A 13273-nucleotide genomic window follows, 5' to 3' on the forward strand; every position below is an offset into this window, starting at 1 on the left:
ACCTTTAATCTATAAATAAAAATTGAATTTCAATGTATAAACTTCGTCAATACCAACAAGAAGCCGTTGACGCAACCGTCAGCCACTTTCAGAAGACTAACGAACCGGCGGTTATCGTGCTCCCAACGGGTGCAGGTAAGAGCTTAGTTATAGCTGAGTTAGCCAGAATTGCCCGACGAAAAATATTGGTGTTAACTCACGTTAAAGAGTTAGTTGAACAAAATCATCAAAAGTTCCATGATTACGCCGAGCAAATGGACGTAAAAAGTGGTGTGTTTTCAGCTGGTTTGAGTCGTAAAGAAACAAAATATCAAGTTACATTTGCAAGTGTGCAATCAGTAGCACGAAACCTAGAAAAGTTTGCGCAAGAATATTCGTTGATCATTATTGATGAATGTCATCGAGTAAGCCACTTTGAAGAAGAATTAAAAGTAACTTCAGACCAGGACTCGTTAACCCAAGAAAAGCTGAATCCCTACAAGGGAACAAATCCAAACAATGAAAAGCCTGTAAAGGCAAAAACAAGCAATCAGTACAGTCAAATTGTAAGCCAATTAAAATCACACAATTCCGAGCTTAAAATTTTAGGATTAACCGCCACTCCTTTTCGATTAGGGCTTGGTTGGATTTATCAATATCACTACCACGGTTTTGTGAGATCATCACAAGCAACACCATTTAAAAAATGTATTTACGAATTACCTTTGTCTTACATGATAAAAAACGGCTTTTTAACGCCACCAAAATTAATAGATGCAGCAGTAGAGCAATATGATTTTTCTGCGCTGCAATCGAATAAGTTTGGCGAATTTGATGACGCCGAAGTCAATGAGTTATTGGGTAAATACCCTAGAGTGACAGAAGGCATCGTGGAGCAAATTCAATTGCTTACACAAGGTGATCTCCATAGTCGTGACAAAAATAATGAAAATGGACGAGCAGTTGAGAGAAAGGGCGTAATGATTTTTGCCGCCACAGTTAAGCACGCCAAAGAAATTGTCGGTTACCTTGAATCTAAAAATGAAAGTGTCGATGGTGTTTCAAAAGTCGCCTTGATCACTGCCAAAACAAAAAACGACGAACGGGCACAGCTGATTCGTGACTTTAAAACCCAGAAAATAAAGTACTTAGTTAACGTATCGGTATTAACAACAGGGTTTGATGCGCCTCATGTGGATCTAATTGCGATTCTTAGACCCACGCAGTCTGTGAGTTTGTATCAACAAATTGTAGGGCGCGGTTTGCGCTTATCTGAAGGAAAACAAGATTGTTTAGTGATTGACTACGCTGGAAATGGGATAAACATCTTTCACCCTGAAGTAGGCGAGAAAAAACCGGACTCAAGAAGTGAATTGGTTCAAGTGTTTTGTCCATCGTGCGGTTTTGCCAATACGTTTTGGGGCATAACAGACAACGACGGAAAAGTGCTTGAGCACTATGGTAGAGCTTGCCAAGGCATTCTTGAAATGCCGGAAGAGAGCGACGAAGATCAAGAGGCTATGGCCTGTGACTACCGCTTCCGGTTTAAAGAATGTCCCACTTGTAATGCTCAAAATGATATTGCCGCCCGTGAATGCCACGATTGTAAAAATCAGCTTGTCGATCCCGATGAAAAGCTAAAAGAAGCCTTAAAGCTCACTAACCGAATGGTTATTAGATGTAGTGGTATGACGTTTTCGGAACACAACGGGGCGCTAAAAATCGTTTACTATGATGAAGACGGTACAGAGCTAAAAGAGTTTTTTGATTTGAGTTCTGAAAAGCAACGTGCTGTTTTTAATTTGCAGTTTGGTAGACGATTTAGGAACTCTAGCGAACCGCGAAAGTTTTTGTCGCTGAATGAGGTCTTAAAAGAGTCACAGGGATTTATTATTCCAGACTTTGTTATTGCTAAAAAAGATCCAAAACGAAAATCGAAAACACATATTGTTTGGCAAGTTCAAGAAAAAATCTTTGATTATAAAGGTAAGTATCGAACCGCTAATGAACTTTAACTTCAATACCAATACCAATACCAACAAAAACTTTATTATCATTAAAGGGTGTTTAAAGAATGAACAAAGGGTTAGTAAATTGAGTAGTTCGAACGTGAGGCTTTTAATTTCGGCGCTGGTGGCCTTTAGCTTTTATTTTGCGTGGGCGTATTGGGCTAATTTAAGTGACGCCATACCAATGAGTACCACCATTCAAGCTGCCTTTGTACAAGGTGCGTATAGCGGCTTAATGACACTATTATTTACTTGGTTGCTAGAACGTTCTGTATCTAAGTTTCACGGTCACTGTTTTTCACTAGCGTTTATGATGCCAATACTTTGTAAATTTCATTCTAAGTCGACGCAGAATCAAGCCATAAAAAAAGCCTTCATGCATGGGTTAAACCAATCAGCTCGATACTTTGAGGGAAGAAAACTTCCAGGCGCGTTACTCGCACCATTATTGCCATTATTAATTCAAAGTGGCTTAGTCACGCTGGTGAATGTCATAAACCAAACACCTAACCTTTGGTTAACGGTAGCGCCGAGTATTATATTTTCTGGTATTTATGGATACAGTTATACCGCTACTTTAATCCGAACTAAAAACTAAAAATAAAAAAGGCCCTAAGTAATTAGAGCCTGTTTAGATAACCGTTTAGGTTTAATTAGCGATCAACCTAGTGATCAACGCCTTTTGACTTCAAGTACTCATCGTAGCTACCGCGGAAATCGATGACCTTGTTGCCTTTGATTTCTAAAATACGGTTTGCCAGTGAAGAAACAAACTGACGGTCGTGAGAAACAAAGATTAACGTGCCTTCGTAGTTCTCAAGTGCCATGTTTAAAGACTCAATAGATTCCATATCCATGTGGTTAGTCGGCTCATCGAGCAATAACACGTTAGGTGTTGCCATCATCATTTTACCAAACAACATACGGCCTTGTTCACCACCAGATAGTACCTTTACAGACTTTTTAATATCATCAGATGAAAACAACATTCGACCTAAGAAGCTACGTATGCTTTGCTCATCGTCATTTGGACGACGCCATTGACTCATCCACTCAAACAAGTCCATGTCGGTTTCAAAATCTGCTGCGTGATCCTGCGCGTAATAACCCATTTTCACGTTTTCAGACCATTTAACAAAACCTGAGTCAGGCTCTAAGTCACCTTGCAAGGTACGAAGTAGTGTTGTTTTACCTGCACCGTTTTCACCAATAATGGCAATGCGCTCACCAACATCAACCATAAGGTTAAAGTTCTCAAATAAAGGGCCTTCATCAAAACCCTTTGATAAACCTTCAATTTCAACGGCTTGACGATAAAGCTTTTTCTCTTGTTCAAAACGAATGAATGGATTAACACGGCTAGACGCTTTCACTTCATCTAACTTAATCTTTTCCATTTGTTTTTGACGAGACGTAGCTTGACGCGCTTTTGAAGCATTAGCAGAGAAACGTGCAACAAATGATTTTAACTCATCAATTTGGGCTTTTTTCTTAGCGTTGTCATTAATCATACGAGCGCGTGCTTGTGTAGCCGCTAACATGTATTCGTCATAGTTACCTGGGTAAACGCGAAGCTCACCGTAGTCTAAGTCAGCCATGTGAGTACATACTGAATTTAAGAAGTGACGGTCATGCGAAATGATGATCATAGTTGAGTTACGTTGGTTAAGAATGTCTTCTAACCAGCGAATTGTATCGATGTCCAAGTTGTTGGTTGGTTCGTCGAGCAATAAAAAGTCTGGTTCTGAAAACAGTGCCTGAGCGAGTAAAACACGCAGTTTAAAGCCTGGCGCAACTTCGCTCATTAATCCGTAATGCAACTCAGTGCCAATGCCAACACCGAGCAATAATTCACCTGCAGATGATTCAGCTTCGTAACCGCCCATTTCTGCAAATTGCGTTTCTAAGTCGGCTACTTTCATACCGTCTTCTTCAGACATTTCAGGTAACGAGTAAATACGGTCGCGTTCTTGTTTAACGTCCCATAACTCTTGGTGGCCCATAATAACCGTGTCTAGCACTGAATATTCTTCAAAACCAAACTGGTCCTGGCGAAGTTTACCTAAACGCTCACCTTCACCGTAGCTTACATTACCGCTTGAAGGTGCTAATTCACCGCCAAGGATTTTCATAAACGTTGACTTACCACATCCATTTGCGCCAATTAAACCGTAGCGGTTACCGTTACCAAATTTAACCGAGATATTTTCGAATAATGGCTTCGCGCCAAATTGCATTGTGATGTTAGCAGTAGTGATCACGTTATTGAGTTCCTCTTGGGGTCGTGCTTAAGTAGCGCTTAATAAACGCCGTAAAATAATTATTAATACAAGGCTATTACATTAGTATTAATTTAGGGGCGGGATTTAAACAAAATTTCGTCAATTTTTCCAGTCTAGTCTGGTATTTCGAAGAAAATAGTGGTCTTAAACAAAGTTAGTTTTGAAAGGGGTATAAAACGTTTACGACATATAATTTTACATAAATATTATTAAACTAATGGCGAACTTTTCACCAAGTCTTTAGTCTACAAGCTCATCAAATATTTCAAATTAAAATTAAATTAATTCAGGGACGTATATGAAAACCAAAACTTTTCTTTTAACTGGTGTCTTTATGTTTGCACTTGGCGGTTGTATGAGTATGCCTATCTCTACCATGTACAAAATGAGTCAACTTTCTCCAATTGATATGAAACCAGCGGAAGTTCGTATTGCCATTCGCACGAATGAAGCGGTTGATGTACAAACGGGTGCGGCCAAAATTCGAATGAAATATGAAACCACAGGTGACGAAACAAGTTCGCCAGTGTTGCGAGAGCATAAGGCATTAGTTGAGGCCGTAACAGATCTTAAAGCGGACTTTTCGCCGATTCTTCTAGAAGACATTGAGCCTCGAGAGCGTATTACCATTCTTAAACTGTCAGAAAGCGATGCAGAAGCAATCGCAGAAACACTAGCGATTGCGAAATCAAATAAAGCGAACGGCATTAAAGGGACTGGCAACTTTTCCATATCGATGAGTAGTAATTGTTTTGGTAATTTAGAGCAGTTTGAGGAATTAGAAGTCGACTTGTTTTTGCAGACGGATGCGCAAGAAGGCTACTTTCTATTTTTAGAAGACATCGACATTATTGAAGAAGCTAAAGACAATAACGTCGACTTGAAAAAAACCAATAAATGTAACGCCGAGTAACTAACCGGCAGAATGAACAAATATCGCTTAATCTAATTCTATTAATGATTGATAAGCTTTTGAATATTCAAACTGCTTAATTAAATCAAGAACCTGATCGTATTTTCTACAGTTCTTGTCATCTAAAATAGAGACCAATAAATTAAGGAAAGGCTGCGTAATCAACTCATGGTTATGTAGCTTTTCTCTTAAGGTGATTAACATGTCTGATAAATCCCCATCGTTAGTTAACTCTAGGCCGTGCGACGGTGATGAGCCCTGATTTAGTTCTAATACCCGGTGGCAATCGTGAATGCTAGCTGTGACGCAGTCATAAAGTGGTTTGAAGTTTATACATTCAACATTCACTTTTTGGGTAAGTTGTAGGTCTAGCTCGGTGCTAATCTCATTTAATTGTTGCAGGCCTAAGGCGCCAGAAGATCCTTTTAGAGTATGGATTAGCGAGTGAAGCTCAGGTCCATTATTAAGCTTTATTGCTTGTTGAACTTCGTTATTAAAAGATTCGTATTGTTGCACAAACATTTCAATAATTAACAAGTAAGTTTCTGGCTGACCAAGTTCGTTAATACTGGCAAGGCTTGGTTGTAAAACATGTAACTGTTCTGGGTACAGAATAGGGTGAGACATAACCGGCTCATTGGTATTTGAGAATGACGTATTCATGGGTGAAACCTAAAAGTTGAATTCGAGCTTAATTATAGCAGTGTTTGATTAAATAACCGCTAACCAATCATGCGCTATTGCTTGGTTACGACCGCCTTCTTTAGCTTGATAAAGCATTTCATCAGCTTGGGCAATCAGCTCAACAATATTATAAGATGCGCTTAGTGTATCTGTAACACCAATACTCATCGTGACGAATTCTGACACCGAAGAAAACTCATGCTGAAGCGCAGTTGTAGCGAGTTTGCTGCGAATTTTGTCTGCAAACAGCATGGCGCCACTTGCAGGGGTGTTGTATAAAACAATGGCAAATTCTTCACCGCCAACTCTAAAAGCAAAATCCGACGGACGGCGACATTCACTTTTAATGCAATTGGCAACCTCACGGAGACATTTGTCGCCTTGCGGATGGCCGTAATGGTCGTTGTAAGCTTTAAAAAAGTCGATATCCAAAGACAAAAGTGAGACTGGCACGCCTTCTCGTTCGCCACGCTTTAACTCTTGCTGCAATTGCTCGTCAAACGCACGGCGATTACCTAGTTCTGTTAGTGCATCAACATTTGCATAATGTGACAACAACTTGGTTTTACGTAATTGCTGTAGTTGGACATTAATTCTAGCGACTAGTACTTGTTGGTTTAAAGGCTTGTAGATGTAGTCGTTTGCGCCAACAGATAAACCTTCTGCTTCGCGTTCGTTTGAGTGATGACTTGTCATAAATACGATACTGAGATTGTCATTAAACTCGTGTTGAGAGCGAATTTCTCGGCAAATTTCAAAACCGTTACCATCAGGCAAATTAATATCTAGCAAGACTAAATCAATATCGTTATTGGCGAGGGTTTTTAATGTGTCGGAACGATTTTTGGCAATAAAAAGGTCATAGTTCATGCTTTGCAAGTGACTAATCACTGTTTGAATTTGAGTCGCGTCATCATCTACAACTAAAATTTTTGCGTTATTTGTTTTTATCATTATCGCTTCATATCCCAATGCCGGTAGCCGTAGAATACGGAGACTTGATACGGTTTGCAATATGCAACAACACTATGAAAAGGTTAAATTATTTAAGTTTGATAGGAAACTGGATTACAAACGCGTTAAATCCTGATTATACTAAATAAAAAACCACTGAGTATGGCATGAAAAAAATATTGCTTCTTTTGGCGGCATTTAGCTTTTTTATAAACGCTAAAGAGCCTTATATCATAGGTCTGGATGCGGATTTATCAGCGGTTGCAAAAGATGGCGGTGAGGCAATACAGCGTGGCGCTCTAATAGCGATAGATGAAATTAACAAAAAAGGTGGCGTTTTAGGCCGCAAATTAAAGCTCGTAAGCAAAGATCATCGTGGCAACCCTGCACGCGGTAAGCACAATATAAAATCATTTTCGAGCATGCCGAATGTGATCGCTTTACTTGGAGGCGTCCATACGCCAGTGGTTATGCAAGAGTTACCTTTAATACATGAGCATAAAATTCCTTTTTTGGTACCTTGGGCTGCAGGTACGGCAATAGTTGATAATGACTTTGAGCCGAATTTTGTTTTTCGTTTATCGGTCCGTGATGCAGAAGCTGGCTCGGTATTAGTTAATGCGGCTAAACAAGATGGTCACGAAAAAGTTGCATTATTACTGGAACAAACCGCTTGGGGTCGATCTAATAGCATATCTATTGAGTCGCAAAGCGTCTTATCTAACATCAAAGTTACTCATACAGCTTGGTTTAATTGGCGTCAAAAGTCGATGCAAAAGGAGTTGCAACGCATAAAGCAAAGCGGAGCAACTGCCATTATGCTGGTGGCAAATGCGCCAGAAGGGGCCACTATCATTCGAGAGTTAGCGTCTAATCCAGAGTTTAAAGAATTGGCTGTTTATTCTCATTGGGGCATCGCAAGTGGTCAATTTGTTCAAAGCGTCGGTGTCGAGTTATTGCAACAAATCGACATTTCAGTTTTACAAACCTATAGTTTTTTGCGACCTACAAATGAGACTTTAAACAAGCAAGTGTTATCTGCCTACATAAATCGATTTGATAGCGACGCAACCGCAGAAAATATTCCTGGCGCAACTGGCTTAGCGCATGCATACGATCTAGTTTATTTATTGGCAAGAGCTATAGAGCTAGGTAAATCGGTAGATTCTGATAGTATACGAAAAAACTTAGAAAAACTTAATAAGCACAATGGCTTAGTTAAGACATATGAGCCGCCGTTTACCGCTAGTCGTCATGATGCATTAATGGCGCAAGATTACTTTATGGCAAAATATAACGAATCAGGATTTTTAGTACCAAACGCCAATGCAAAGAAATAGACCGCTATATAAAATACTGATTCAGCAAGCGATGCCTAAGGTCATGTCGATGGCCTTGATTGTCTCGGTTGTGCTATTCATCAGCTTTTTTCTATTTATTGAAGATCAACTTAATAATCGTCATCGAGCGCAATTAGAGCAAATTGAAAAAATTGCGGTAAATAATATCGACAATATCACTACGCAAGTTTCCAACCTAGCAAAAAACGACCTTATTATTAATAGCTTAATAGATTATGAACAGCGAGAAAATTATCTTTCGGTGTTCTTCCAGTCGTTAAAAATAACCAATAGTAATGATATCGCGATTGGCTTTTTAAACTTCAATGCAGAGCCGATTGTAGTAAAAAATTGGACCTTATTCGAACTGAATCACAAAAACTTTAACTGGCGAAGTGAAGTGCTTGAACAAGGTCAAATTAATGTAGACGTTTCAAAACACGGTATTTTAATAGCTGCGCCTGTTATGTACGGCGCAACCGCAGAAGGCGCAATTGTTGTTTATATAAAATCGTTACAAGATGTCATTTCGTATTCATCAAGCTTAGGTGTTCAAGTCTTAGTGAATGACGAATACGAAGTAATGTTTAGTTCTCAACCAGACCAACTGCCGCTTGGTACAGTCATTAGCGAGAAAAAATTGTCAGGCACATTTTCGGTAAAAGCCGAAGGTCGATGGTGGCGAGCATTTAGTGTCGAACGACTAACAAAAGCCTATCAAGATGTTTTACAGCTGTTTGTGATGGTGTTTTTTCTTCTGATGGTTGTTATTTTTGCGACAAACTATAGTGCCCGTATTTCGGCAAAAATAGCGAGCCAAGCATTAAAATCATTACGCGATAGTATCAGTGAAGCAAGCAAAGGCCGGAGTCCAATTAACCAACCTATATCTCGTCGAGAGCCGAGTGAAGTAGTTGCAATCAAGGCGTCGGTTAACTTTTTATTACATGACTTATTAAATACATCATTATCGCGAGATCGTTTTGAAAGTGTCATAAATTCAATGTCAGAGCCGTTACTGGTATTAGATCATAACTTTAATAGCGTATTGCAAAACAACAGTATGTTTGAACTTGGATTAGAGTACCGAGTTACCCTGCCTGATGATTTTAACCTAATTTTCCCACAACAAACTTGGCAAGAACTAGAACAAAAAAACAGAGTAGAAATTGATTACAGTAATTACGGTACGTTAACCTCCAGACCGCTAGTGCTTGAGTGGCGACTGAATCATTATATTAGCGATGGACAAGAAATTGGCTTTGTTTTGGTGGCGACAGATTTAACCAAACAAAAGGATTTGATGTTTGAACTTCAGATGAAGAACAAAGCCATAGATGAAGCAAGTACAGCGATTGTTATTTGCGATATGCTAAATGGTGACCAGCCTATTGTTTACGCTAATGAAGCATTTTTAGATTTAACAGGTTACCCTTTAGAGGAAGTGCTAGGAAAAAATTGTCATTTTCTACAAGGAGCGAAAACTAGCCCAACCAAAATTGAGGCGATGAGAACGGCGATATCTAAGCGAGAAACATTAGACATTACAGTCATAAATTATAAAAAGAACGGCACACCATTTTCAAACAATCTAACACTCAGTCCAATTATTAATGATTCAGGTGTACTCACCCATTATATCGGCTTTCAGCATGATGTAACCGAGCAGCAGCGCACTGCAAGCTATTTAAAACAAGCCAAAGAGCGTGCAGAGCAGTCAGCAAAAATGAAGTCAGAGTTTTTAGCTAGCATGAGTCATGAAATTCGCACACCAATGAACGGTGTTATTGGCACGTTAAGTTTAATGCTAAAAGAAGAGCTAGGACAACAACAACGAGAATACGCTGTCATCGCTAAAGATAGCGCAGAGTCATTGTTATCTCTGATAAATGATATTTTAGACTTTTCAAAAATTGAAGCTGGAAAATTGGAAATTGAAACACAAGAGCTTGATATAGAGTCCTTAACTCGCTCGGTATTTAGAACCTTTAAAGCTGCGGCAGACGCTCAAGGCTTAGTGTTTACATTGGATATGACGAAAGTCAATGAAGCCTTTGTATTAGGTGATGCTAGTCGCCTACGTCAGGTAATGAATAATATTATTGGCAATGCGTTAAAGTTTACCCAAGAAGGTGAAGTCAGTATAAGCGTTGAAACAAAGCCTATAAATCAGAGCACTATTGAATGTATATGGCATATCAAAGACACAGGTATTGGCATTAAGGCAAGTCGAATAAACTCTATCTTTGAATCTTTTACTCAAGCAGACTCGTCGACAACACGTGAATTTGGTGGGACTGGACTTGGATTATCCATTTCAAAACAGCTTTGCCAGCTAATGGGTGGCGACATAAAGCTTAACAGTGAGCTTGGCGTTGGCAGTACATTTTCCTTTTCTGCACGGTTAGGTGTTAGTTCAAACACCGACAATGTACTATTTAAAGAAGTGGAAAAGGCGCAACCATTTGAGAAGGTTACGATGCGAGCCTTGCTCGTTGAAGACAATTTGATTAACCAGATGGTTGCAAAAAAAATGCTTACGGAAAGTGGTTTAGACATTGAAGTTGCTGTTAATGGCGCTAAAGCATTAGAACGCTTAAGTGAGTCACAGCAACGAGAGTTTGATGTGGTATTTATGGACTGTCATATGCCGGTTTTAGATGGTTACGAGGCTACGCAAGCAATTCGAAATGGCGAAGCGGGCGAACATAATAAAAGTATCCCAATTATCGCTATGACAGCCAACGCGATGAAAGGTGACAAAGAGAAGTGCTTTGAAGCTGGTATGGACGACTACACACCGAAACCGATTGATCTAGGCGTATTGCAAAGTTTGCTTACAAAATGGCATTTAAAGCTACATGGTTAAACAAACAGAAAAAGCGCATTGATAGACACTTCGGCGCTTTTTCTGCTTTTAGTTGCCATTAAAAACGCTCAATAGTCCACTGTGTAGCAATGATGGCAATAACCAACGAACCAGCCGGCATTAACCATCGTTGATACCAGTTAAATTCCCGAGCCAGTATTAATAGTGGCAATGTCACCGCTAAAATCGCCAACTGACCAATTTCAACACCAAGGTTAAAGGTTAGGACACTGAGCAATTGGTATTCATTAGATAGCCCTAGCTCTCCAAGCACTCCTGCAAACCCCATTCCGTGTAACAAGCCAAAACCAAAGGTAACCCAGCCTAGTCTTATCACAACAGGCCAAATATTATTTAAAGCGGCAACAACTACAGAGATCGCAATCCCTATTTCAACCCATTTACTACTTGGTGCAATAATGCCCATTGCCGTTGCGGTTAAGGTGATAGAGTGAGCAATCGTAAATGCAGTCACAATCCAAGCGGTTTGCTTCAAAATTTGTACTTTTGATGGACTCGCTAGCCATTTGTTTTGCTCACGTATCAATACACAAGTGAGTAATAACGCAATTAAAAATAGGATGTGATCAAGACCCATCCAAATATGCAGAATTCCTTGATACAAATACTCAACAGCGGTTGAATATGCCGTTACTTGATCAACCCCAACAAAGCCTTCGCTGTCCGTTATATCGTAGACAAAGCTCGTATTATTTATAGAAATTAACGATTTATGATTAGAATCAAAATCAAAAAAAGCGTCGTATTTTATCGCAAACGCACCTGTACTTTGGCAATTAACAAGAATAGGAATGTCTAAATAAGGCAGATTAAAGTGGCTATCTAGTTTTAGCGGCCCTTGGCTAGAAACAATGCATTGACGTTCTTTTTGCGTAATGGTTAAAACACGTTTAATAAATTGTGAAATGGCGGATTGTTGAAGCGTAACTTCTTGCCAAGTGATGTTGCCATCGTTGTTGATATCAAAATCGATGACTTGTTCTAAGTCTTTAACTTCCACTTGCCATTTACCTAATAGGTTTTGTGGTTTTTCAGATTCTGATTTTAGTGTCAGATAGCTGGTGCTCAGCTGGTGGCCAAATGATGAAAAAGAAGCTGATAAAAGAAACACAAAAACAATAAATTTACTTTTGAAATTACTCATTTTCTAGCTCCTTGAATCTCGCTTTAGCCTTAGCAAGTAAAATTTTGTCAGATTCAAGTTTTGCTTGTTGCCAATTAATGGTGGCCCAATACAAGGCTTTATCACTGTTGATGTCAATTGTTAGATAATACAATGCGAGATCGGCTGCATGGAAAGTATCTTGGCGTCGCTCTCTTAGTTCAATGCGTTCTGATATGAGGGCTTGCCATTTAGGTGTTTGGCTTTGAATGTCTTGCTTTTCTGCTTGGGCAAGTCTAAGTAGCAGCGCATCTTCCAGGTTATTTGGCTCTGAGACCAAATTGCTAATTGTGTCTATTACGGCGGTATAGTTTGATAATGCTAACTGTGCATCGGACCATAAAACGAGAATACTTACGGGCGCTTCATTTAAATCAACATTGGCTAAATGTTTTAATGTTTGTTTTGGTTGGTTAAGTCTAAACGCCATTTCAGCTAATACGTGTTGGGTTGCCTGGCTTGTTGGCTTGTGAGCAACGATAGATTGCAAATTTTTGTAACTGGTTTCCAACTTTCCATTATGGCTTTCTGCATCGAGTGCGCAGGTGCTTACCGTTTCGACACTTGCTCGTCCTAGTAGCTTTAAACAAGCGAGTTTAGCAGCTTCAAATTTACCCTTTGTTTGTAACATATTTGCCTTTAGTAATAACGGATTAATAAGGTTTGGATCGGATTTTAAAATCGTGTTTATAACAGTGAGTGCGTCACTAAATAGATGCTCTCTTTGTAAAACACGAGCATACAAATAACCGACTTTAGCGGTGGGGTTGGCTTGATATCGCTTAGCTAATTCGGTTTTCAGAAAGCCTTGACTAACTTCAGTTTTACCCACACTTTGGCTACGTAGCACTAACCTCTCTAACTCAATAATTGATAGATCTTCGTTGTGGCGAACGGTCGTTTTTGCAACAAGAAAGTCAGGTTTAGGAACATAAGACTCGGCGTTAGCCGTTACGCTAATCGTCAATAAAAAAATCGTCGCTAATGTCTTCATTATTTGTCCTTTTTATAAAACTGGTTGATTAAAAAAAGCCGTCCTTGGCAATGTAAAGTGAACTCG

Annotated in this window: 10 protein-coding genes; 5 read left to right on the forward strand and 5 right to left on the reverse strand. The window is 39.4% G+C overall.

Annotated elements, in window-relative coordinates:
* Positions 1-32 precede the first annotated feature (32 nt).
* Both J9318_RS01870 and J9318_RS01875 read left to right on the forward strand, forming a co-directional pair.
* Complete coding sequence (locus J9318_RS01870) at positions 33-1994, forward strand: DEAD/DEAH box helicase (protein ID WP_210560813.1); 1962 nt, start codon at positions 33-35, stop codon at positions 1992-1994.
* Positions 1984-2586, forward strand: coding sequence for a hypothetical protein (locus J9318_RS01875; RefSeq protein ID WP_342345692.1), 603 nt, complete (start codon positions 1984-1986; stop codon positions 2584-2586). The genes J9318_RS01870 and J9318_RS01875 overlap by 11 nt, the downstream gene beginning before the upstream one ends.
* A 67-nt stretch (positions 2587-2653) precedes the next feature.
* On the opposite strand, the gene J9318_RS01880 is transcribed toward J9318_RS01875, so the two are convergent.
* Positions 2654-4249, reverse strand: coding sequence for an ABC-F family ATPase (locus J9318_RS01880; protein ID WP_210560814.1), 1596 nt, complete (start codon positions 4247-4249; stop codon positions 2654-2656).
* Between the two features lie 319 nt (positions 4250-4568).
* Here J9318_RS01880 and J9318_RS01885 point away from each other — a divergent pair, with 319 nt between their 5' ends.
* On the forward strand, positions 4569-5183 hold the full coding sequence (locus tag J9318_RS01885) for a hypothetical protein (RefSeq protein WP_210560815.1): 615 nt from the start codon (positions 4569-4571) through the stop codon (positions 5181-5183).
* Positions 5184-5210: 27 nt separating this feature from the next.
* Here the strand turns inward: J9318_RS01885 and J9318_RS01890 are convergent, their stop codons facing one another.
* Both J9318_RS01890 and J9318_RS01895 read right to left on the reverse strand, forming a co-directional pair.
* A complete protein-coding gene (locus J9318_RS01890; RefSeq protein ID WP_210560816.1) occupies positions 5211-5846 on the reverse strand; it encodes an Hpt domain-containing protein in 636 nt (211 codons plus the stop codon).
* 48 nt (positions 5847-5894) lie between these two features.
* Complete coding sequence (locus tag J9318_RS01895) at positions 5895-6821, reverse strand: diguanylate cyclase (RefSeq protein WP_210560817.1); 927 nt, start codon at positions 6819-6821, stop codon at positions 5895-5897.
* Positions 6822-6988: 167 nt separating this feature from the next.
* Between J9318_RS01895 and J9318_RS01900 the strand changes: the two genes are divergently transcribed.
* Positions 6989-8161, forward strand: coding sequence for an ABC transporter substrate-binding protein (locus J9318_RS01900; RefSeq protein WP_210560818.1), 1173 nt, complete (start codon positions 6989-6991; stop codon positions 8159-8161).
* Positions 8148-11030 (forward strand): ATP-binding protein, encoded by a 2883-nt coding sequence (locus J9318_RS01905; RefSeq protein ID WP_210560819.1) that lies wholly within the window; start codon positions 8148-8150, stop codon positions 11028-11030. The genes J9318_RS01900 and J9318_RS01905 overlap by 14 nt, the downstream gene beginning before the upstream one ends.
* 58 nt (positions 11031-11088) lie before the next feature.
* Here J9318_RS01905 and J9318_RS01910 read toward each other — a convergent pair whose 3' ends face one another.
* The gene (locus tag J9318_RS01910) at positions 11089-12195 is read right to left on the reverse strand and encodes a HupE/UreJ family protein (protein ID WP_210560820.1); all 1107 of its coding nucleotides are present in this window, start codon (positions 12193-12195) and stop codon (positions 11089-11091) included.
* Entirely contained in the window at positions 12188-13207 is a 1020-nt protein-coding gene (locus J9318_RS01915; protein ID WP_210560821.1) for a tetratricopeptide repeat protein, read from the reverse strand. The genes J9318_RS01910 and J9318_RS01915 overlap by 8 nt, the downstream gene beginning before the upstream one ends.
* Positions 13208-13273: the final 66 nt, after the last annotated feature.

Origin of the sequence: Psychrosphaera aestuarii, assembly GCF_017948405.1 — a bacterium.
Lineage (GTDB): Bacteria > Pseudomonadota > Gammaproteobacteria > Enterobacterales > Alteromonadaceae > Psychrosphaera > Psychrosphaera aestuarii.